Origin of the sequence: Pseudomonas fluorescens, from assembly GCF_902497875.1 — a bacterium.
Taxonomy (GTDB): Bacteria; Pseudomonadota; Gammaproteobacteria; order Pseudomonadales; family Pseudomonadaceae; genus Aquipseudomonas; species Aquipseudomonas fluorescens_BR.
Map to the genome: position 1 here is coordinate 77,985 of NZ_CABVHY010000017.1, position 21,020 is coordinate 99,004.

Consider the following 21,020-nt stretch of genomic DNA (forward strand, 5'->3'; position numbering starts at 1 on the left):
ATCTGGAGTCTGTATGAACGAGCCCTTCCTGAAAATCGAACTGCGCGGCACCATCGCGATCGTCACGCTCAATCGTTCACAGAAACGCAACGCGTTGGATGAACAGGCGATTGCCGCCCTGGATGATTTCTTCTCCACGGTTCCAACGAGCGTACGCGCCATCGTACTGGCTGCTGCGGGCCCACATTTCTGTGCCGGCCTGGACCTCAAAGAACACCATGACAAAGAGCGCTCGGCGATTGATTTCATGCGTGTATGTCAGGCATGGCACCGCGCCTTTGACAAAATTCAGCATGGCGGCATCCCGGTGATTGCGGCCATGCAGGGGGCGGTTGTCGGCGGTGGGCTGGAACTCGCTGCCGCTGCCCATGTGCGGGTGGCAGATTCCACCACCTACTTCGCTCTACCCGAAGGCCAGCGCGGCATTTTTACCGGGGGTGGCGCCACCGTGCGCGTGGCCCGGATCATCTCCGCCAACCGGATGGTCGAGATGATGCTGACTGGACGCGTACTCGACGCCCGCGAGGGGCATCGGTTGGGTCTGGCCCACTACCTGTGCGAGCAAGGCCAGGATGTGCTCGAACAGGCCATCGAGTTGGCCCAGCGTATTGCCTCGAACGCCGCGCTGTCCAACTACGCCATCGTCAGCTCAATCAACCGCATTGCCGACATGTCCTCAACCGACGGTCTCTTCGCCGAAGGCTTGATGGCTGCGGTGGTGCAGACCGGACACGATGTTCAGCGGCGTCTCGGAGATTTCGTCGAGAAGCGCACCGAAAAAGTCAGAGTCTGAGCCCGTTCAGGGCCGTCGTGCATCACCTGCCACCGGCGTGGCAGGACCATAACAAAAAACTCCACCCGATAACCTCTCAGGTATTAAGGAGCGGCAGCATGTCATCGAACCTCGTTTATCAGAAAATCCGCGAAAACCCTCTGTATCACTCCCTGGTGCTGGGCCGCAGCCGACTGGCCTTTACCCTTAGCGCCGTGGTACTGGGCCTCTACTTCCTGTTCATCGCTGCAGTATCGTGGCAACCGCAACTGCTGACACAGGTGCCCCTGAGTAGCGGCAGCCTGACCATCGGAATCTGGGCTGCGCTAATCCTGATTGTCGGTTCATGGCTGCTGACAGGCCTATACGTGCTGCGCGCCAATAACCAGTTCGACAAGTTGACCGAGGCGCTGCTTGAGGGGGTGCGGCCATGAAGCTCATCACTCGGGTAACGGTATTCAGCCTACTCTCCGCCGTCAGCTTCATGGCGGTTGCGCAGGCCTCGCTTCAGAGCACACGCGCTCCTAATATTACGGCGATTGTGATTTTCCTGGCTTTCGTTATCACCACGATCGGCATCACCTACTGGGCTGCCGGGCGCACCCGCTCGACGGCCGACTTTTACACGGCAGGGGGTGGCATCAGCGGCGTGCAAAACGGCTTCGCGATTGCTGGGGATTACATGTCGGCGGCGACTCTGCTCGGTGTTTCAAGCATGGTCTTCAGCACCGGTTTCGACGGCATGATCTATTCCGTCAGCGCATTTCTGGGTTGGCCGTTGATCATGTTTTTGATGGCTGAGCGACTGCGCAACCTTGGACGCTTCACCCTCGCCGACATCATCTCCTACCGCCTCGACCCGGTGGGCACACGGATATTTTCAGCCTGCAGTTCGCTGATCATCGTCTGTTTTTATCTGATCGTACAAATGGTCGGCGCCGGTCAGTTGATCAACCTGTTGTTCGGGCTCGATTACGAGGTCGCGGTCATCTGCGTCGGCGTGTTGATGGTGGTCTATGTGACATTCGGCGGTATGGTCGCCACGACCTGGGTGCAGATCATCAAGGCTGTCCTGCTGCTCGGCGGCGGCCTGTTCCTGACGCTGCTGGCATTCAAGCACTTCGGCTTCAGCCTGGAGCGCATGGTGGACAGCGCGGTTGCCAGTCACCAGAGCGGCAACGCAATACTCGGGCCGTTGAAGTTCGCCAGTGATCCACTCTCCATCATCTCGATGTGTCTGGGTCTGGTGTTCGGGGTGGCAGGCCTGCCGCATATCATGATGCGTTTCTTTACCGTTCCGGATGCCAAAGCAGCGCGCCAGTCGGTGTTTGTGGCCACCGGTTTGATCGGGCTGTTCTTCATCGTGGTCTGCGTGCTGGGAATGTCGGCGATCAGTATCGTCGGACAACAACCGAGATTTTTCGAGCAGGGGATTATAGGCGGCACGCTACTCGGTGGTGGCAATATGCCAGTCATGCACCTGGCCCAGGCTCTGGGTGGCGACCTGATGTTTGGGTTCCTGGCCGCCGTGGCCTTCGCCACCATCCTTGCCGTAGTTTCCGGTCTGGCCCTGGCCGGTGCTTCAGCACTCTCCCATGACCTGTATGCCAATGTCCTGTGCAAGGGACAATCCTCCAGCCGCAATGAAATGCGTGTCAGCCGCTGGGCAACGCTAGGTCTGGGAATAGTCGCCATTGCCTTGGGGATTGTCTTCAAAGGTCAGAATGTGGCGTTTCTCGTCGCGCTGACATTCGGCATCGCCGCCTCATCGAATTTCCCGGTACTGCTGCTGGCCATGTATTGGCAAGGATTGACTAGCCGGGGAGCCATTTGTGGCGGCCTGGCCGGCCTTATCAGCTCTGTTGCCTTGGTCGTGCTGTCTCCCGGGGTCTGGGTCAAGGTGCTGCATCATCCCGAAGCCATCTTTCCTTTCGACTACCCCGCGCTGTTCTCGATGCCCTTGGCCTTCGGTATCGCCTGGGCAGTCTCGTGCCTTGATCGCAGCCCAGCTGCAAACCTTGAAAGAACGGCGTTCGAACCACAGAGCGTACGCGCCGAAACTGGCTGGGGCGCCAACCAAGCGGCGCAACATTGACTATCTGAACGACCTCCAAGGAGTTACCGATGAGCTATCAAGCCCCGGTTAAAGAGATGCGCTTCGTCATCAATGAGTTGGCAGACCTGGCCGCCATCGCCCGGCAACCTGGAATGGAGGACGCAAGTCCCGATATGGTGCAGGCGGTGCTCGATGAGTCGGCGAAATTCACTACGGAGGTGATTGCACCCCTCAATCACCCTGGCGACGTTCAAGGGTGCCGGTTGATCGCAGGCGAAGTCTTCACCCCTTCCGGCTTCAAGGAAGCCTTCGCCCGGTTTGCCGCCGGTGGTTGGCAGGGGCTGGCGCACCCCAGCCGATTTGGTGGCGCAGGGCTGCCGAAACTGGTCAGCACGGCCTGCAATGAAATGCTCAATTCAGCCAACATGTCCTTTGCGCTGTGCCCACTGTTGACCGATGGCGCGATCGAAGCCTTGCTAATGGCCGGCAGCAAGGAACAGCAGGATTACTATTTGCCACGCCTGATATCAGGAGAATGGACCGGCACCATGAACCTGACCGAACCCCAGGCAGGCTCGGATCTGTCCCTCTTGCGCAGTCGTGCCGAACCCATTGGCGATGGTCGCTATCGCGTATTCGGTAGCAAGATTTTCATCACCTATGGGCAGCACGATATGGCGAGCAATATCGTGCATTTGGTGCTGGCACGCGTACCCGGTGCGCCGGAAGGCGTCAAAGGTATTTCCCTGTTTGTGGTTCCCAGGTTCCTGCCCGATGCGGACGGCCAGCTGAATCTGCGCAACGACATAGAGTGTCTGAGCCTGGAACATAAGCTGGGGGTCAGAGCCAGCCCCACGGCAATCCTGCAGTTTGGCGATCATGGCGGTGCGATCGGCACTTTGATCGGCGAGGAGAACCGCGGCCTGGAATACATGTTCATCATGATGAACTCGGCGCGTTATGCCGTCGGCATGCAAGGTGTAGCCATCGCCGAACGTGCCCGACAACAAGCGACTGCCTATGCGCGAGTACGCGTCCAGGGCCGGGCATTGGACAGTAGCCATAGAACCGTTGCGATCATTGAGCATCCCGACGTCAAGCGCATGCTCCTGGACATGCGCGCCTTGACCGAAGGCAGCCGGGCAGCCGCCTATATGACCGCTGCTCATAGCGACCTGGCGGCACATCATGCAGATCCCCGGCAACGACGGGAGCATCAGGCGCTCTATGAGTTCCTGGTACCGATCATCAAGGGATGGTGCACCGAGATGGCCCAGGAAGTGACCAGCCTGGGCATACAAGTCCATGGTGGTATGGGCTTCATCGAGGAAACCGGCGCAGCTCAGCATTTCAGGGATGCGCGGATTTTGCCGATTTACGAAGGGACCACCGCCATTCAAGCCAATGATTTGATCGGTCGCAAGACGGTGCGCGATCAAGGCGCAGTGGCGCGGTTGCTGGCCAGTCGCATTGAGGAAACCGAGAACCAACTGCTCGCCAGTGGCAACCCGGATGCTCGGGCCGTTCATGGTCCGTTGCGCCAGGCTCGATTGGCCTTCGAGGCAGTGGTGGACCATGTGGTCGAACACCATCGTAGTTCAGCACAGACGGTCTACGCCGAGGGAGTCGCTTACCTGACACTGTGCGGGATAGTGGTCAGCGGCTGGCAACTGGCGCGCGCCCTGCTGATCAGCGAGCCACGACTCGCCGAAGACCAGAGCTTCTACGGCGCAAAAATCGTCGTCGCTCGCCACTTTGCCGGGCACTACCTCACGCGGGCAGCAGCATTGCGCGATTGCGTGCTGTACGGCGGCGAAACGGTAAACCGTCTGGCAGCCGATGATCTCTAACGCTACCAGAGTTCTGCAGCGCATCAATATTGGCCAACTATCCCGCTTCTACGGACCAACGGGAAACTTCATCGGCTAAGACCTGGCTACCCCAGGACATCAAAATGAGAGAAAAACAACAATGGCTACCATCCCCCATTTGATTCACGCAGAACGCATCGTCAGCGGTGGGCGTACTTGCACTGTATCCAACCCCTCCACCGGCGAGGATATTCATACGCTCGGCCTGGCTGACCGCGAAACAGTGCAACGGGCCATCGACTCCGCCAAGCTGGCCTTTCCAGCCTGGCGCAATACGCCGCCGGCCAAGCGTGCCCAGGTGATGTTCCGCTTCAAGCAACTGCTTGAGCAGAACGAAGCACGTATCGCTCAGTTGATCAGCGAAGAGCACGGCAAAACCCTGGAAGACGCCACCGGCGAATTGAAGCGCGGTATCGAGAACGTCGAATACGCCTGCTCGGCGCCGGAAATCCTCAAGGGCGAGTACAGCCGTAACGTCGGCCCGCGTATCGATGCCTGGTCAGATTTCCAGCCATTGGGCGTGGTTGCCGGTATCACCCCGTTCAACTTCCCGGCCATGGTGCCGTTGTGGATGTATCCGCTGGCGATCGTCTGCGGCAATTGCTTTATCCTCAAACCCTCCGAACGTGATCCGAGCTCAACGCTACTGATCGCCGAACTGCTGCAGGAAGCCGGGCTGCCCAAAGGCGTGTTGAACGTGGTGCACGGCGATAAGGAAGCGGTGGACGCGCTGATTGAAGCGCCGGAGGTCAAAGCGCTGAGTTTTGTCGGTTCGACGCCGATTGCCGAATACATCTATTCCGAAGCCACCAAGCGCGGCAAGCGTGTCCAGGCCTTGGGTGGCGCGAAGAACCACGCGGTGCTGATGCCGGATGCGGATCTGGACAACGCGGTCAGTGCCTTGATGGGCGCGGCTTACGGTTCGTGCGGTGAACGCTGCATGGCGATTTCGGTGGCGGTGTGTGTCGGTGACCAGGTGGCGGATGCGCTGATCAGCAAACTGGTGCCGCAGATCAAAGCCCTGAAAATCGGTGCAGGTACAACTAGTGGTCTGGATATGGGCCCGCTGATTACCGGCGCCCACCTGGACAAGGTAACCGGCTACATCGAAGACGGCGTGCAGGCTGGCGCTCAGCTGGTCGTCGACGGGCGCGGATTGAAGGTTACCGGTAACGAAGGCGGCTTCTTCCTCGGTGGCTGCCTGTTCGATCGCGTCACGCCAGAGATGCGAATCTATAAAGAAGAGATCTTCGGCCCGGTGCTGTGCATCGTGAGAGTGAACAGCCTTGAACAGGCCATGCAACTGATCAACGAGCACGAGTACGGCAACGGCACCTGCATCTTTACCCGTGACGGTGAAGCGGCCCGATTGTTCTGCGACGAAATCGAAGTCGGCATGGTCGGCGTCAACGTACCGTTGCCGGTTCCAGTGGCGTACCACAGCTTCGGCGGCTGGAAGCGCTCACTGTTCGGTGACTTGCATGCCTATGGCCCGGACGGTGTGCGTTTCTATACCCGTCGCAAGGCGATTACCCAACGCTGGCCACAACGTGCAAGTCTTGAGGCGGCGCAGTTCGCTTTCCCTAGCAACAGCTAGCAATGAGTTGCTTTATCGGATAATAAAACCGGTATGGCTCAATGCCGGGCAGTGACTTGAAACAGGTTCTGCACGGAATCTCGGGAAACACAGAAACAAGAACGCCGATTTGATTGATGATGTTTGTGCGAGCAAACACGTCTGACAAACCGGCGTTCTTATGCCAGAGCAAAAAGCGATGCACCCTGGGCCGCTTTCCGGCGCGTGCGCATGGCAACACCGAAAAACTATTTTTTCCCGCACTGATATCGGCTACTTTGCCGACTCACTACGCCACCCGCTGGGTGGCGCGCGGCAAACTGCGCTCGATCATCGCGCACCGGTTGGCGTATCGTTCGGCCTTTCATTGCATCACCCGCCAGGGGCTGGAGCAGAAATGCACCGTCAGCCGTTTTCTCGACGTGTTGACGGCTCATTCGCAAAAGCATTTGTGTTAGTAGAATCCGCCTGTCCTGGCGGCGCGCTAATGAGTCGCCTAGCAGGAATACCGCATGCAACTTGAATGGCTTGAAGACTTTATCGAACTGGCCCGCACCCGCAGCCTGTCGCGTGCCGCCGAAAATCGTTGCGTCACGCATCCCGCGTTCGGTCGACGTATCCGGGCGCTGGAAGAGTGGGTCGGCACGGCGCTGATCGAGCGCAAGCAACCGCTGTCGCTGACGCCTTGCGGTGTACTGTTTCTCGATGCCGCTACGCAATCGCTGGAATTGCTAACTGCGGTCAGGGCGCAATTCCAGGGCGGCACCCTGAGTCGCGACGAGCCGGTGCGCATCGCCACCGGACGGACCCTTGCCTGTGATTTTTTCCCCGATTGGTACGAGTCACTGAACCAGCAATTCGGCAGCTTTCCGGTGTCATTGGTCACCAGTGGCGCGCAAGAAGCGATTAGCAAATTGTCCGCCGGCGAGGTCGACTTGCTGTTGAGTTTTTCCAGCGCGTTGACTCAAACACTGATGGACCCGGAGCGTTTCGACTCGCTGGTGCTGGCCAATGAAGAGCTGCTACCGGTCAGTGCGCCGGACGCCAAGGGTCAACCGCGGCAGCAGATATCCGCCAACAGCAGCGCCTTGACCATCCCTTGGCTGGCGTTCTCGCCGACCCTGGCTCTGCGCGGCGTACTGGCCCAACACCTGGAACGACTGCCACAGCGCTTGGCGCTGCGGATGGTTTACCAGGCTGATTCCTATGACGCCATTCTGGAAATGGCCAAGCGCGGAAAAGGCCTCGCATGGCTGCCGCGCATGGTGGTCAAAGGTGCGCTGGAGTCGGGCGATTTGCTGATTGCGGGCAGTGCCGAGTTCCGCGTCAGCTTCAACGTTTCGCTGCATCGCTTGCGCGCCAACCAGAGCGAATGGGTGATGAAGATATGGAACGGCCTTTGACGACTCCTGACCCTCTGTTGCCGCTGCCGCGTCACGAACCTTTCGGGCTCGATCGCAGCCCTGCGGCAGCGGCTACATAGGACCTGTGCCAAAACAGCTCAAACCTGTGCCGAAACAGCAATTGCTGTTCTGCTGCACTTGATTCAATTTCACCCGGGCTTTCACCCATAACAATTAACGCCTTCGATCTCGCCAGGCCGCCCTGCGGTTCGGTGAATCCGAATGCCAACTGTGAAACAGACTCGGTGCTCACTCATGACAGCTCAATCATCCGCCGTACCGTCGGCACATGCTACGACCAAGCGAGGCCCGTGGAAGGAAATCGTCGCGGCCAGTGTCGGCAACGCGCTGGAGTTCTACGACTTGTTGATCTATGGCTATTTTGCTGTGGTCATCGGCAAGCAGTTTTTCCCGTCCGACAACGAAACCACTTCGCTACTGCTGGCCGTGGGCTCGTTCGGTATTTCCTTTTTGATGCGTCCGCTGGGCGCCATCGTGCTCGGCTCATACGCCGACAGGGCCGGGCGCAAGGCGTCGTTAACGATGTCGATCATGATCATGTTGATCGGCACCGCGATGATTACCTTCGCTCCGACCTATGAGCAGATCGGCCTGGCGGCACCGCTGCTGATCGTCGTTGCGCGTATGCTCCAGGGCTTTTCTACGGGCGGCGAGTTTGGCGCGGCGACGGCGTTTATGGTCGAGCACGCAGATGCCAAGCGCCGTGGTTTCTTCGCCAGCTGGCAATTGTCGACCCAAGGCCTGGCAACGGTGTTGGCGGCAGGCGTCAGCGCGATCCTCAGCTATGTGCTGTCGGATGTGCAATTGAACGACTGGGGCTGGCGCGTTGCATTCGGCATCGGCCTGCTAATCGGGCCGGTGGGTTTTTACATTCGCACGCAAATCGATGAAACCCCGGACTTCAAGAAAACCGTGGCCAACATCGAGGTCAAGACTCCGCTGCGCGATGTCTTGATCAAAGGGCATGTCAGCTTGTTGCTGGCCATCGGCGTGGTGGCCGGTGCGACCGCGTTCAATTACGTGCACAAGCTATACATGCCGATCTATGCCTTGAAACAGTTAAACATCGCCGCAACTTCCTCGTACCTCGGGGCGCTGATGACCGGCGTGACGCTGATGATCATGGCGCCGGTATTTGGTGGGCTTTCCGATCGCCACGGACGATTTCGGGTGCTGACCATCGCCTTGTTGATTACCGGGCTGTCGTCCTATCCGATGTTCGTGCTACTCAACACCTTCCCCAGCCTCTCTACGCTGCTGATGGTGCAAGCGATTGTCGGCGTGTTGATCGCGGCCTGCCTGGGGCCGATACCGGCGATGCTTGCCGACATCTTCCCAACCAGCATTCGCGGCACCGGCCTGGCGCTCAGCTACAACTTTTCCGTCACCCTGTTTGGTGGTTTTGCACCGTTGATCGTGACCTGGATGATCGATGCCACCGGCAGCAAACTGGCCCCGAGTTTTTATGTGATGGCGACCGTTTTGATCAGCGTACTGGCGATCGTCTGCCTGGGGCGGCGCATGCGCGGCACCCGTCCGTCAGCCAGTTAAGCAAAGTCCCTGTGGGAGCGGGCTTGCCCGCGAATACAGGTGCGCTTTCTTGCAGTAAACCCTTCTTGCTTGTCACGCCTGAACGTCGCGCGACAAGTGCAATCGCTGGTCTGTCGGAGACTGAAATGAAGACCCTTGAGCAAGTTCGTGCATCGCTGAAACCGTACCCCGTGGAAGTCGAGTTCCCCGATATTGGCCAGTGGAAAACCGGTAACTGCGGGATCGACTACGTCCACAGCTTCGACAGTGGCAAGCCAGGGCCGCATGTGCTGATCATGGCGCTGACCCATGGCAATGAAGTCAGCGGGGCGATCGCGGTGGACACCTTGCTGCGCAGCGGTGTGCGCCCTCGTCAGGGGCGATTGTCGCTGGGGTTTGGCAACGTCGAGGCCTATCACCGCTTCGATCCACAGGACATCGATGCGACCCGTTTTCTTGACGAGGACATGAACCGCGTCTGGCTGCCATCAGCGCTGGACGGCGAGCGCGACTCCGTCGAATTGCGCCGCGCCCGTGAATTGCGGCCGCTGATCGACAGTGTCGATTTGCTGCTCGATATCCACTCGATGCACGAAGAGTCCGCGCCGCTGATGATGTGTGGTGCATGCGCCAAAGGCCTGGAGTTTGCCAAGTCGCTAGGCGTACCCGCAACCGTAGTCGCCGACGCTGGCCACGCCAACGGTCGGCGCATGCGTGACTACGGCGGATTTGGCGATGTCGCCAGTAAAAAAAACGCACTGCTGATCGAGACCGGCCAGCATTTTTCAAAAAAGAGCGAACACGTCGCCCTCGATGTGGCGGCACGTTTCTTGATCGCTACTGAAGCAGTCGCTGAAGCAGACGTCTTGGCGTTTCTAAGCCAGGAAAAACCCGCAGACCAGCAATTTCTGCAAGTCACCGATCCGGTTATCGCCAACAGCATGGACTTCAGTTTTACCGAAGATTTCCGCGGCCTCGAACGGATCGCCCACGCTGGAACGGTGATCGCCCGGGATGGCCAGCGCGAGATCGTCACGCCGTACGACAACAGCGTGCTGATCCAGCCGTCTCTGCGGCATCTGGGGCGAGGGGTTACGGTTGTGAGATTGGCGCGGGTGCTGGATGTTTAGCTGCGCTCAGCGCATCGCCCGACTCATTGCCGGCGCAGGGCTTTGCGCGCCCTCCCCCATGGACGCCAGGCGGATCTGACCCGTCTGGCGGGTACTGCAATTTGATCCCGGGCCATCTTGTCATTTGCCAAGGCTTAAGGCAGGGTCGATAACATTGACACTTCTGCCACAGGAGTCACCTATGTCAAAGCTATATCCCAGTATCGATCCCGAGGGACTGGTCGAGTACTCGGTGGTCTACACCGACCGCTCGCTCAACCACATGTCGCAGTCGTTCCAAGGGGTGATGAACAACATTTCCAGCACCCTGAAACAGGTCTACAACGCCCAGGCCGTTGCGGTGGTCCCCGGCAGCGGCACATTTGGCATGGAAGCGGTGGCACGGCAGTTTGCCGGCGACCAGCAATGCCTGGTGATCCGCAACGGCTGGTTCAGTTATCGCTGGAGCCAGATCCTTGAGATGGGCAACATCCCGGCGGCCACCACGGTGCTGAAAGCCCGACCGGTCGAGGCTGGTCGCCAGGCTGCCTACGCTCCACCCCCTCTGGACGAAGTGCTGACAGCCATTCAGGCGCAGAAGCCGCAGATTGTCTTCGCCCCCCACGTTGAAACCTCTTCGGGGATCATCCTGCCCGATGACTACCTGCGCGCCGTCGGCGACGCCGTGCATGCGGTGGGGGGGCTGTTCGTGGTGGACTGCATCGCCTCGGGCGCGCTATGGGTCGATATGCAGAAGTGCGCTATCGACCTGCTGATCAGTGCGCCGCAGAAAGGCTGGAGCGCGTCCCCTTGCTGCGCCTTGGTGATGTTCAGTCCCTTGGCCCTCGAGCGCATCGAGCAGACGCAGAGCAGCAGCTTCGCCTGCGACCTGAAAAAATGGCTGCAGATCATGCAGGCCTACGAACAGGGCGGGCATGCCTACCACGCGACCATGCCCAGCGATGCCCTCGCGCGTTTTAGCGATGTGATGAAAGAGACGCAAGCCTACGGCTTCGACAAGGTCCGCGGCGAACAGCAGGAACTGGGCGACCGGGTGCGCGCCCTGTTGACCGGCAAGGGTATCAAAAGCGTGGCCGCAGCTGGCTTTCAAGCCCCTGGCGTAGTGGTGAGCTATACCGACGATGCCGAGATCAAGAGCGGCAAGAAATTTGCCGCGCACGGCCTGCAGATCGCCGCCGGAGTGCCGTTGCAATGCGACGAGCCGGCCGACTTCCAGACCTTTCGCATCGGTCTGTTCGGACTCGACAAGCTGCACAATATCGAGCGCACGGTCAGCACACTCGAACAGGCGCTGGACGAGGTCATGCGCAGCTGAGCCATCCACCTTCGCTGAGGCTCGCGGGGGATGACAACCTCCGGCGAGCCCACGAATCGTTATCCCCTCAAACGGGCGTAGATCTGGTTGAGCCAGGTGCGTACCTTTCGAGCTGAGACCAGCGCCCCTCTGCGCTCAATTCGCCTAATGAGCTCCAGCACGTCACCACGAGAAATATTCGCGATCGGAAGATCGCCCAAACACGGCAGCATGTCCTTCTTCAGGTATTTTCTGGCTTGCCCCACACTGCCCTTCTTACATTTCGTCAGTTTTTTACTTCGGAACTCATGCCAGCGATCAGAAACCGCTTCAACCTTGTTGTTGACGGCGTGAGAGGCTTTCTGCCGCTCGGCACATGCGATCGGGGATCGATATTGTTGGCCACCAGCGCACGTGCAGCCGCTCTCCGTCGACGAGCCTCCTTGAGACTTACGTCGGGATAGGTACCGAGGGAAATACGCAATTGCTTGTCATGCCAATAGAAACGGAAATGCCAGCGCTTCGAACCAGTCGTGGGCACCTGCAGAGATAAGCCATCCCCATCAGTTAACGTATAAGGCTTGCTGACGGGCTTGGCTTGCTTGATCGCGGTATCTGTCAGAGCCATCAGACACCACCTTTTACATCAAGGAGGGGAATACAACCCAGCGGTAGACGACCAATACGAAAATTGATGCGCAAGAAATCGTAAAAGGCTGTGCCCGCGGTGTACTTAAATGTGTACTTAAAAACCGTGGCTGGAGATGGATTGCAGTGAAATTCAGAAAACGAAAAAAGCGGCTCAAGGCCTCTATTTCCGTGGCCTCCACGCGTTCAGTGGGCCTTAGTGGAAGCAAATATGGCGCAGCGGACGGGACTCGAACATAAAAAGGTCCGCGGAGATACCAAAGCTATTTAGATCCAGAATATCCGTGGGGGTAAATGTGGGGGTATTTTTCAGATATGAAAAAGCCCAATCTTTTCAGATTGGGCTAAGTCATTGAAAAATATGGTCGGGACGGAGTGATTCGAACACTCGACCCCTAGCACCCCATGCTAGTGCGCTACCGGACTGCGCTACGCCCCGACTAGGCGTGTAACTCGTCCCTCACCTCGAGGAACGCTCAAGAATATATCGCAAGCGTTTGAAAACTGGAAGTATTTAAACGCAGAAATTTATTTCTTGAGTACCACCAGAACATCTTCGAGTTCGGCGATCATCTGGCGGATCATTTGCTTGTACTGGGTGGTGTCGTCTTTGGCTTCATCACCGGAAAGGCGCAGGCGCGCTCCGCCGATGGTGAACCCCTGGTCATACAGCAACGCGCGTATCTGGCGGATCATCAGCACATCCTGTCGCTGATAATACCGGCGGTTTCCGCGGCGTTTGACCGGGTTGAGTTGAGGAAACTCCTGCTCCCAGTAGCGCAGCACGTGCGGTTTTACCGCACAGAGCTCGCTGACTTCACCAATGGTGAAGTAGCGTTTGCCTGGGATGACGGGTAGCTCGTCGTTATGACTTGGTTCCAGCATAAGCCTCAACTCGGGCCTTCAACTTCTGCCCTGGACGAAAGGTGACCACACGGCGAGCCGTGATCGGGATTTCTTCCCCCGTTTTCGGGTTGCGGCCAGGCCGCTGGCGTTTGTCCCGAAGGTCGAAGTTGCCGAAACCGGACAACTTCACCTGTTCGTTGTCTTCAAGAGCGTGCCTGATTTCCTCAAAAAACAGTTCGACCAATTCCTTGGCCTCCCGCTTGTTCAGGCCCAGCTCTTCATACAGACGTTCCGCCATTTCAGCTTTCGTCAGAGCCCCCATACGTCACTTCCTTAACGTGGCGTTCAACCTTTGTTCGAGCGAGGTGAGGATGTTTTGCGTCGTGGTATTCACCTCATCGTCATTAAGAGTGCGCGATGGATGCTGCCAGGTCAAGCCGACTGCAAGGCTTTTTCTATGCGGATCAATGCCTTTACCCTGATACACGTCAAATAGCCTGAGGTCTGTCAGCCACTCGCCTGCATTTTCACGGATTACGTCCAGTACGGCACTGGCTGCAACGTCTTTGTCGGCCAGCAGTGCAAGATCACGACGCACTTCAGGAAAACGCGACAACTCCTGGAATTTAGGCATTTTGCCCAACGCCACTTCGGCCAGAACCAGCTCGAATACGAAGACCGGACGGTCGAGACCGAGGGTTTTCGATAATTCAGGGTGGATAGCGCCGACGTAACCGACTTCGCGACCTTCACGTTCGATGCGCGCGGTTTGACCCGGGTGCAGCGCAGGGTGTTTGCCCGGCACGAAGGTGAAGGAGTCCAGTGCACCGGCAAAGCCCAGCACCGCTTCAACGTCAGCTTTAACGTCGAAGAAGTCCACAGTATCGCGACCTTGGGCCCAGCCTTCCGGCAGACGGCTACCGCAGACCACACCGGCCAGCATCGGCTCTTGTTTCAGGCCTTGCAGTTGACCGACGAAGCGTAGGCCGCTTTCGAACAGGCGCACGCGATCCTGTTGACGGTTCAGGTTGTGCTGAAGCGCCTTGACCAGACCAGGCCACAGGGACGAGCGCATGGCGGCCATGTCGTTGGAGATCGGGTTGGCCAGCAGCAGCGGTTCGACGCCTGGGCTGAACAGCTCAAACTGTTTCGGATCGATGAAGCTGTAAGTGATCGCTTCCTGGTAACCGCGGGCTACCAGCAGACGGCGCAGCTCAGGCAGATCGCTACGGGCTTCAGCCTTGGCTTGCGGCGCCAGGCGGGCTTGCGGGTAGCGAACCGGCAGACGGTTGTAGCCGTACAGACGGGCCAGTTCTTCGATCAGGTCGACTTCCAGGCTGATATCGAAGCGGAAGCTTGGCACTTCTACGTGCCATTGCCCTGCCCCATCGGCGGAAATTTTCAGACCCAACGCGCTGAGCAGACGCTCGACTTCGAGCGGATCCATTTCCAGGCCGAGCATCTGGGTGATGCGCTGGGCACGCAGAGTGATCGGTGCGATCGACGGCAGGTGCTGCTCGCTGACGGTTTCGATGATCGGGCCAGCTTCGCCGCCAGTGATTTCCAGCAGCAGGCCGGTGGCGCGCTCCATGGCTTCACGGGCCAGTTGCCAGTCCACGCCACGCTCGTAGCGGTGCGAAGCGTCGGTGTGCAGGCCGTAGGAACGGGCCTTGCCAGCGACGGCAATCTGGTCGAAGAACGCGCTTTCAAGGAATATGTCGCGAGTGGTCGCGGACACGCCGCTGTGCTCACCACCCATCACGCCGGCAATGGCCAGGGCGCGGGAGTGGTCGGCAATCACCAGCGTATCGCTACGCAGGCTGACTTCCTGACCGTCGAGCAGTACCAGTTTCTCGCCCTCGATGGCCATGCGCACACGGATGCCGCCATTGATTTCGGCAAGATCGAAAGCGTGCAGCGGTTGACCCAGTTCCAGCATCACGTAGTTGGTGATGTCGACGGCGGCGTCGATGCTGCGTACGTCGGAACGACGCAGACGCTCGACCATCCACAGCGGCGTAGGCTTGGTCAGATCGACGTTACGGATAACGCGACCCAGGTAACGCGGGCAAGCAGCCGGCGCCAGGACTTCAATCGTACGGACTTCATCGTGCACGGCGGGGACGGTGGCAATTACCAGGGGCGTGACTTCAGCAGCGTACAGTGCGCCGACTTCACGGGCCAGACCGGTCAGGGACAGGCAGTCGCCGCGGTTCGGGGTCAGGTCGACCTCGATGCTCGCGTCGTCCAGTTTCAGGTACTCGCGAATGTCCAGGCCGACCGGTGCATCGGCCGGCAATTCCATCAGGCCGTCGTTGCCTTCACCCACCTGCAGCTCGGCTTGCGAGCACAGCATGCCGTTGGACTCGACGCCCCGCAGCTTGGCTTTCTTGATCTTGAAATCGCCTGGCAGTTCGGCACCGATCATGGCGAACGGGATCTTCAGGCCCGGGCGCACGTTTGGCGCACCGCAAACTACCTGGAAGGTCTCCGAGCCATTGCTGACCTGGCAAACGCGCAGCTTGTCGGCGTCCGGGTGCTGCTCGGTGCTCAACACCTCGCCCACTACCACGCCATTGAATTCACCGGCGGCCTGCGTAACGCTATCGACCTCAAGACCGGCCATCGACAGACGAGCAACCAGCTCGTCGCGACTTACCTGCGGGTTTACCCAACCACGCAGCCATTGTTCACTGAATTTCATCCTGCTCTCCTAAGAATTCGTTACGACTAGCGAAATTGCGCGAGGAACCGCAAGTCGTTGTCGAAGAACAGACGCAAGTCGTTCACGCCGTAACGCAGCATGGCCAGACGCTCAACGCCCATGCCGAAGGCAAAGCCCGAGAACTCTTCCGGGTCGATCCCGGACATGCGCAGCACGTTCGGGTGAACCATGCCGCAGCCCATGACTTCCAGCCAGCCAGTCTGTTTGCAGACGCGGCAGCCTTTACCGCTGCACATCACGCATTCCATGTCGACTTCGGCGGATGGCTCGGTGAAGGGGAAGTACGAAGGACGGAAACGCACGGCCAGTTCTTTTTCGAAGAACACTCGCAGGAACTCTTCGATGGTGCCTTTCAGGTCGGCGAAATTGATGTCGCGATCGACCAGCAGGCCTTCGACCTGGTGGAACATCGGGGAGTGGGTGATATCCGAGTCGCTACGGTACACACGGCCTGGGCAGACGATGCGGATCGGCGGCTGTTGCGATTCCATGGTGCGGACCTGTACCGGCGAGGTATGGGTGCGCAACAACATGTTCGCATTGAAATAGAAGGTGTCATGCATCGACCGGGCCGGGTGATGGCCTGGGATGTTGAGCGCTTCGAAGTTGTGGTAGTCGTCTTCGACCTCAGGGCCTTCGGCAATGCCGTAGCCGATGTGGGTGAAGAACTGTTCGATACGCTCCAGAGTCCGGGTAACCGGATGCAGACCACCGGAGGTCTGGCCACGGCCAGGCAGGGTCACGTCAATGGACTCGGCGGACAGTTTGGCGGCTAGATCAGCCTCTTCAAACAACGCCTTGCGCGCATTGAGAACCTCTGTGACACGCTCCTTGGCAACGTTGATCAGCGCGCCGACTTGCGGGCGCTCTTCTGCCGGCAGATTCCCCAGGGTCTTCATCACCTGAGTCAATTCGCCCTTTTTGCCAAGGTAGTGAACCCGGATTTGCTCCAGGGCATTGATATCTTCAGCGCTTTGCACAGCCTCTAGTGCTTGAGAGACCAGCGCATCCAGGTTTTCCATGTACAGACTCCAGATACAAAATAGGGGAAGAGCTTGAAGGCTCTTCCCCTATTTATGACGTTTAACACCTGGGCCCACGGAGGTGAGCCCGGGTGACTGTCGGGGGTACTTAAGCCAAGGTGGCTTTAGCTTTCTCGACAATCGCAGCAAACGCCGCTTTTTCGTTCACTGCCAGATCAGCCAGAACCTTACGGTCGATCTCGATGGACGCTTTTTTCAGGCCGGCGATGAAACGGCTGTAGGACAGACCGTTGATACGTGCACCAGCGTTGATACGAGCGATCCACAGAGCGCGGAACTGACGTTTTTTCTGACGACGGTCACGGTAGGCGTATTGGCCTGCCTTGATTACCGCTTGCTTGGCAACACGGAATACGCGCGAGCGAGCGCCGTAGTAGCCTTTAGCAAGTTTCAGAATTTTTTTGTGACGTTTACGGGCAATGACGCCACGCTTTACACGAGCCATGAGTTACTTCCTCTATTCTTAACCAAAAATTAGCAAAGGCGCAGCATACGCTTGACTTTTGCAACGTCGGACGGGTGCAGCAAGCTGCTACCGCGCAGCTGACGCTTACGCTTGGTCGACATTTTGGTCAGGATGTGGCTCTTGAAAGCGTGTTTGTGCTTGATACCGTTAGCAGTTTTCAGAAACCGCTTAGCAGCACCACTTTTAGTCTTCATCTTTGGCATGTTCGGATACTCCGCATTCAGTTGATAAACATAACCGTAAGGCCTGCCGTGCCCTGGTGGTTATTTCTTCTTTTTCGGGGCGATGACCATAATCAGTTGGCGTCCTTCCATCTTAGGATGCTGTTCGACCGAACCGTACTCGAGCAGGTCAGCTTCAACCCGCTTGAGGAGTTCCATCCCCAGCTCCTGGTGGGCCATCTCACGACCGCGGAATCTCAACGATACCTTGGCCCTGTCCCCGTCACTCAGGAAACGTACCAGGTTGCGCAGTTTTACCTGGTAATCCCCTTCCTCCGTCCCTGGACGAAACTTGATTTCTTTAACCTGAATCTGCTTCTGGTTTTTCTTGGCCGCGGCAACCTGCTTCTTCTTCTCGAAGATCGATTTGCCGTAGTCCATCAGTTTGCAAACAGGGGGTACTGCATCGGCGGAAATCTCCACCAGATCCAGTTTGGCCTCTTCAGCCTTAAGAAGCGCGTCTTCAATTGACACAATCCCAAGCTGTTCACCTTCAGCCCCAATTAACCGAACCTCGCGTGCCGAGATATTCTCGTTGATCGGGGCTTTCGGTGCAGCTCGTTTATCTTGTCTCATTTCACGCTTAATAGTAATTACTCCGAATCTGGGCGACCACGCCGGGAAACCGCTTGCGCGAGGAACTCAGCGAACTGGGCGACGGGCATCGAGCCCAGGTCAGCACCTTCACGAGTACGCACAGCGACAGTCTGCATCTCGACTTCCCGATCTCCGATAACCAAGAGATAAGGAACCTTGAGCAAAGTATGCTCGCGGATTTTAAAGCCGATCTTTTCATTTCTCAAGTCAGACTTGGCACGAAATCCGCTTTGATTGAGAGTTTTTTCAACCTCAGCGGCAAAATCTGCCTGTTTATCAGTGATATTCATGATCACTGCCTGAGTCGGAGCCAGCCACGCAGGAAACGCGCCCTCGTAATGCTCGATCAGGATCCCGACGAAACGTTCGAAGGAACCGAGGATCGCCCGGTGCAACATGACCGGATGCTTGCGACTGTTGTCTTCGGAGACGTATTCGGCTCCCAGACGGATCGGCAGGTTAAAATCGAGCTGCAGGGTACCACACTGCCAGACGCGACCAAGGCAATCTTTCAGCGAGAACTCGATTTTCGGGCCGTAGAAAGCACCCTCGCCTGGCTGCAGATCGTACGGCAGGCCCGCACTATCAAGGGCTGCGGCCAGTGCAGCTTCGGCGCGATCCCACAGCTCGTCGGAACCGACGCGTTTTTCCGGACGAGTGGACAGCTTCATCTCGACGTCTTTAAAGCCGAAGTCGGCATAAACGTCCATGGTCAGCTTGATGAACGCAGCGGATTCGGCCTGCATCTGCTCTTCGGTGCAGAAGATGTGGGCGTCGTCCTGAGTGAACGCACGCACACGCATGATGCCGTGCAGCGCGCCCGATGGCTCGTTCCGGTGGCAGGCACCGAATTCGGCCAGACGCATCGGCAACTCGCGGTAGCTCTTCAGGCCCTGGTTGAACACCTGCACGTGGCACGGGCAGTTCATTGGCTTGATGGCGTAGTCGCGGTTCTCCGACTGAGTGGTGAACATGTTGTCGGCGTAGTTGGCCCAGTGCCCGGATTTCTCCCACAGGCTGCGGTCAACGACCTGAGGCGTCTTGATCTCCAGGTAACCGTTGTCGCGCTGAACCTTGCGCATGTACTGCTCGAGCACCTGATACAGAGTCCAGCCGTTCGGGTGCCAGAACACCATGCCCGGCGACTCTTCCTGGGTGTGGAACAGGCCCAGGCGCTTGCCGATCTTGCGGTGATCGCGCTTTTCAGCTTCTTCGATCCGCTGGATGTAAGCCGCCAGCTGCTTCTTGTCGGCCCATGCAGTGCCGTAAACGCGCTGCAATTGCTCGTTCTTGGCATCGCCACGCCAGTAGGCGCCGGACAGCTTGGTCAGCTTGAAGGACTTCAGGAAGCGAGTGTTCGGCACATGCGGACCACGGCACATGTCGACGTATTCTTCGTGATAGTACAGGCCCATGGCCTGCTCGTTCGGCATGTCTTCGACCAGGCGCAGCTTGTAGTCTTCGCCACGGGCCTTGAACACTTCGATCACTTCGGCGCGCGGAGTGACTTTCTTGATCACGTCGTAATCTTTTTCGATCAGCTGCTGCATGCGCTGTTCGATGGCGGCCAGGTCATCCGGGGTGAAAGGACGCTCGAAGGCGATATCGTAATAGAAGCCTTCGTCGATGACCGGACCGATGACCATCTTGGCCGTCGGGTACAGCTGCTTGACCGCGTGGCCAACCAGGTGGGCGCAAGAGTGGCGAATGATCTCCAGCCCCTCTTCATCCTTTGGCGTAATGATTTGCAGCGTGGAATCGCTGTCGATGATGTCGCTGGCGTCGACCAGCTTGCCATCGACCTTGCCGGCCACGGTGGCTTTGGCCAGGCCAGCACCAATGGATGCGGCGACCTCGGCTACGGAAACCGGGTGATCGAATGAACGTTGACTGCCGTCGGGAAGAGTAATAGTTGGCATGGCGCCTCCTCTCCTAGTGGTGACCCCTACCAAAGGTCACGTGGGTTGGGATGAGCCAGTACAAGATTCAGTCCAGGCCATTCAATAACGAACGCTTGCCTTACAGCGGCAGGAGCCTTGCGGCCAACCGGAAAACCGAATCAGAGTGACTGGAGTTCAAATCAGGATTATCAAAGGTGCAGACCGCTACCGGGACGAAATACCATCCGGAGCCTGAAAACACTCAAGCCGGGCATGCTAGCACAGATGAACGGTCATCGCGCCGCGCTACCCTCGCGCTGGCGTAATTCGCCGGATTTTGTGCAAGAGTGCTGAACTTGAGCTGCACTTCAGGCCTCAGATACAGAGAACCGTACTCTGCCCCATCGACCACAAGGAGCATCCCAGCATGCGTCTGAATCGTTTTTTCGCCATTGCTGCGCCCATCATCCTGTTACTGCCGCTGACCGCCAATGCCGCTTGGCCCGAGGGCCAGCGTGAAAAATACATGGCTCAGTGCACCCAGGCCGCCGGTTCGCAGCCCGGGATCAGCGCCGCCACTGCAAAATCCCATTGCGCATGCGGTGCCGACAAGATCGCTTCTTACGACGCCAAGGACATTCAGGCGCTGATGGATAACAAGGCCAGTGTCGATCTTTCGAACAAGGCACTGGCGGCTATTTCGACCTGCAAAGTGCCGAAAAAATAATCGCCCGATGAGCTTTTCAAGCGGTTTCGAACCGGTGAAATGACCTGAAAAACAGCTTTGCCCTACAAAATAACCAGCTTTTACAGCTTTTTTTATCGTCTTTATTTTCGGATGAAAGCCCCTGAAACCGGGGCTTCCAGCCACTTCAGGCGATAAAGGAAACGCAACTGATCGGCAAACGGCACCTGCGGGGGGCTCCCAAGTCGAACATTTC

Annotated in this window: 21 protein-coding genes and 1 tRNA gene; 11 read left to right on the forward strand and 11 right to left on the reverse strand. The window is 58.1% G+C overall.

The window, feature by feature from the left end; genetic code table 11:
- Nucleotides 1-13 precede the first annotated feature (13 nt).
- From F8N85_RS18130 to F8N85_RS18175, 10 genes are all read left to right on the forward strand, one after another.
- Nucleotides 14-793, forward strand: a complete 780-nt coding sequence (locus tag F8N85_RS18130) for a crotonase/enoyl-CoA hydratase family protein (RefSeq protein ID WP_150804923.1) — start codon at nucleotides 14-16, stop codon at nucleotides 791-793.
- Between the two features lie 98 nt (nucleotides 794-891).
- The gene (locus F8N85_RS18135; protein ID WP_150804924.1) at nucleotides 892-1,206 is read left to right on the forward strand and encodes a DUF485 domain-containing protein; all 315 of its coding nucleotides are present in this window, start codon (nucleotides 892-894) and stop codon (nucleotides 1,204-1,206) included.
- Entirely contained in the window at nucleotides 1,203-2,867 is a 1,665-nt protein-coding gene (gene actP, locus F8N85_RS18140; protein ID WP_150804925.1) for a cation/acetate symporter ActP, read from the forward strand. The genes F8N85_RS18135 and actP overlap by 4 nt, the downstream gene beginning before the upstream one ends.
- 29 nt (nucleotides 2,868-2,896) lie before the next feature.
- Nucleotides 2,897-4,678: an acyl-CoA dehydrogenase gene (locus F8N85_RS18145; RefSeq protein ID WP_150804926.1), complete on the forward strand. Its 1,782-nt coding sequence runs from the start codon at nucleotides 2,897-2,899 to the stop codon at nucleotides 4,676-4,678.
- 121 nt (nucleotides 4,679-4,799) lie between these two features.
- Nucleotides 4,800-6,296 carry a CoA-acylating methylmalonate-semialdehyde dehydrogenase gene (locus F8N85_RS18150; protein ID WP_150804927.1) on the forward strand — a complete coding sequence of 499 codons (1,497 nt, stop codon included), beginning with the start codon at nucleotides 4,800-4,802 and terminating at the stop codon, nucleotides 6,294-6,296.
- 257 nt (nucleotides 6,297-6,553) lie between these two features.
- Nucleotides 6,554-6,733: a hypothetical protein gene (locus tag F8N85_RS18155; RefSeq protein ID WP_150804928.1), complete on the forward strand. Its 180-nt coding sequence runs from the start codon at nucleotides 6,554-6,556 to the stop codon at nucleotides 6,731-6,733.
- Between the two features lie 54 nt (nucleotides 6,734-6,787).
- Nucleotides 6,788-7,678 (forward strand): LysR family transcriptional regulator, encoded by an 891-nt coding sequence (locus F8N85_RS18160; RefSeq protein WP_150804929.1) that lies wholly within the window; start codon nucleotides 6,788-6,790, stop codon nucleotides 7,676-7,678.
- A gap of 255 nt (nucleotides 7,679-7,933) precedes the next feature.
- Nucleotides 7,934-9,250, forward strand: a complete 1,317-nt coding sequence (locus F8N85_RS18165) for an MFS transporter (RefSeq protein WP_150804930.1) — start codon at nucleotides 7,934-7,936, stop codon at nucleotides 9,248-9,250.
- A gap of 125 nt (nucleotides 9,251-9,375) precedes the next feature.
- Nucleotides 9,376-10,359, forward strand: coding sequence for a M14 family metallopeptidase (locus F8N85_RS18170; protein ID WP_150804931.1), 984 nt, complete (start codon nucleotides 9,376-9,378; stop codon nucleotides 10,357-10,359).
- Nucleotides 10,360-10,540: 181 nt separating this feature from the next.
- Complete coding sequence (locus tag F8N85_RS18175; protein WP_150804932.1) at nucleotides 10,541-11,674, forward strand: aminotransferase class V-fold PLP-dependent enzyme; 1,134 nt, start codon at nucleotides 10,541-10,543, stop codon at nucleotides 11,672-11,674.
- Between the two features lie 59 nt (nucleotides 11,675-11,733).
- On the opposite strand, the gene F8N85_RS35810 is transcribed toward F8N85_RS18175, so the two are convergent.
- The 11 genes from F8N85_RS35810 to thrS form a co-directional block, all read right to left on the reverse strand.
- On the reverse strand, nucleotides 11,734-12,036 hold the full coding sequence (locus tag F8N85_RS35810) for a phage integrase central domain-containing protein (RefSeq protein WP_412072502.1): 303 nt from the start codon (nucleotides 12,034-12,036) through the stop codon (nucleotides 11,734-11,736).
- Nucleotides 11,940-12,281, reverse strand: a complete 342-nt coding sequence (locus F8N85_RS35030) for an Arm DNA-binding domain-containing protein (RefSeq protein ID WP_224795708.1) — start codon at nucleotides 12,279-12,281, stop codon at nucleotides 11,940-11,942. The genes F8N85_RS35810 and F8N85_RS35030 overlap by 97 nt, the downstream gene beginning before the upstream one ends.
- 382 nt (nucleotides 12,282-12,663) lie before the next feature.
- Nucleotides 12,664-12,740, reverse strand: a tRNA-Pro gene (locus F8N85_RS18185).
- 89 nt (nucleotides 12,741-12,829) lie between these two features.
- A complete protein-coding gene (locus F8N85_RS18190) occupies nucleotides 12,830-13,186 on the reverse strand; it encodes a MerR family transcriptional regulator (protein WP_003179985.1) in 357 nt (118 codons plus the stop codon).
- Nucleotides 13,167-13,469, reverse strand: a complete 303-nt coding sequence (gene ihfA / locus F8N85_RS18195) for an integration host factor subunit alpha (RefSeq protein ID WP_002553164.1) — start codon at nucleotides 13,467-13,469, stop codon at nucleotides 13,167-13,169. Before ihfA ends, F8N85_RS18190 begins: the two co-directional genes overlap by 20 nt.
- Before the next feature lie 3 nt (nucleotides 13,470-13,472).
- Nucleotides 13,473-15,851, reverse strand: a complete 2,379-nt coding sequence (pheT, locus tag F8N85_RS18200; RefSeq protein WP_150804933.1) for a phenylalanine--tRNA ligase subunit beta — start codon at nucleotides 15,849-15,851, stop codon at nucleotides 13,473-13,475.
- Nucleotides 15,852-15,877: 26 nt separating this feature from the next.
- Entirely contained in the window at nucleotides 15,878-16,894 is a 1,017-nt protein-coding gene (gene pheS / locus F8N85_RS18205; protein ID WP_150642686.1) for a phenylalanine--tRNA ligase subunit alpha, read from the reverse strand.
- A gap of 109 nt (nucleotides 16,895-17,003) precedes the next feature.
- The gene (gene rplT / locus F8N85_RS18210) at nucleotides 17,004-17,360 is read right to left on the reverse strand and encodes a 50S ribosomal protein L20 (protein WP_007905879.1); all 357 of its coding nucleotides are present in this window, start codon (nucleotides 17,358-17,360) and stop codon (nucleotides 17,004-17,006) included.
- 29 nt (nucleotides 17,361-17,389) lie between these two features.
- A complete protein-coding gene (rpmI, locus tag F8N85_RS18215) occupies nucleotides 17,390-17,584 on the reverse strand; it encodes a 50S ribosomal protein L35 (RefSeq protein WP_003442181.1) in 195 nt (64 codons plus the stop codon).
- Between the two features lie 60 nt (nucleotides 17,585-17,644).
- Complete coding sequence (gene infC / locus F8N85_RS18220; protein WP_170827566.1) at nucleotides 17,645-18,196, reverse strand: translation initiation factor IF-3; 552 nt, start codon at nucleotides 18,194-18,196, stop codon at nucleotides 17,645-17,647.
- On the reverse strand, nucleotides 18,196-20,118 hold the full coding sequence (gene thrS, locus F8N85_RS18225; RefSeq protein ID WP_150804934.1) for a threonine--tRNA ligase: 1,923 nt from the start codon (nucleotides 20,116-20,118) through the stop codon (nucleotides 18,196-18,198). Before thrS ends, infC begins: the two co-directional genes overlap by 1 nt.
- A gap of 388 nt (nucleotides 20,119-20,506) precedes the next feature.
- Here thrS and F8N85_RS18230 point away from each other — a divergent pair, with 388 nt between their 5' ends.
- Nucleotides 20,507-20,806 (forward strand): hypothetical protein, encoded by a 300-nt coding sequence (locus F8N85_RS18230; RefSeq protein ID WP_150804935.1) that lies wholly within the window; start codon nucleotides 20,507-20,509, stop codon nucleotides 20,804-20,806.
- The last annotated feature ends 214 nt before the right edge of the window (nucleotides 20,807-21,020 follow it).